Origin of the sequence: Burkholderia sp. BCC1985 (assembly GCF_905339915.1) — a bacterium.
GTDB lineage: Bacteria > Pseudomonadota > Gammaproteobacteria > Burkholderiales > Burkholderiaceae > Burkholderia.
In genome coordinates this window covers 1-957 of sequence record NZ_CAJPGY010000119.1, presented here as the reverse complement: position 1 = coordinate 957, position 957 = coordinate 1, and the positions used below count along the sequence as shown (strand labels likewise).

At 68.2% G+C, this 957-nt stretch carries 1 pseudogene; it reads left to right on the top strand.

Features of this window, described 5'->3' with window-relative positions:
- Positions 1 to 25: 25 nt before the first annotated feature.
- Positions 26 to 957: pseudogene (locus tag U4Z31_RS36910) on the top strand (phosphomannomutase/phosphoglucomutase); the annotation flags it as partial.

Below are 957 nucleotides of genomic sequence, written 5' to 3'. Positions count from 1 at the left end.
CATGCACGCAACCCAGAGAGAATCGATGATCTCCCAATCCATCTTCAAGGCATATGACATTCGCGGTGTGGTCGGCAAGACGCTCGACGCCGACACGGCGCGCGCGATCGGCCGGGCCTTCGGCAGCGAAGTGCGCGCACAGGGCGGCGACGCGGTCGTCGTCGCGCGCGACGGCCGCCTGTCGGGGCCCGAGCTCGTCGGCGCGCTCGCCGATGGCCTGCGTGCGGCAGGCGTCGACGTCGTCGACGTCGGCATGGTGCCCACGCCGGTCGGCTATTTCGCGGCGAGCGTGCCGCTCGCGCTGAAGGGCGGCGAGCGCCGCGTCGATTCGTGCATCGTCGTCACCGGCAGCCACAACCCGCCCGACTACAACGGCTTCAAGATGGTGCTGCGCGGCGCGGCGATCTACGGCGAGCAGATCCAGGCGCTGTACCGCCGCATCGTCGACGAGCGCTATGAAACGGGCAGCGGCGCGTTCGAGCAGTTCGATGTCGCCGATCAGTACATCGCGCGAATCGTGGGCGACATCAAGCTCGCGCGCCCGCTGAAGCTCGTCGTCGACGCCGGCAACGGCGTCGCGGGTCCGCTCGCGACGCGCCTGTTCAAGGCGCTCGGCTGCGAACTCGTCGAGCGCTTCACCGACATCGACGGCACGTTCCCGAACCACCATCCCGATCCCGCGCACCCGGAAAACCTGCAGGACGTGATCCAGGCGCTGAAGGACACCGACGCCGAACTCGGCTTCGCGTTCGACGGCGACGGCGACCGCCTGGGCGTCGTCACGAAGGACGGCCAGATCATCTACCCGGACCGCCAGCTGATGCTGTTCGCGGAGGAAGTGCTGTCGCGCAACCCGGGCGCGCAGATCATCTACGACGTGAAGTGCACGCGCCATCTCGCGCAGTGGGTGAAGGCGAAGGGCGGCGAGCCGCTGATGTGGAAGACGGGCCATTCGCT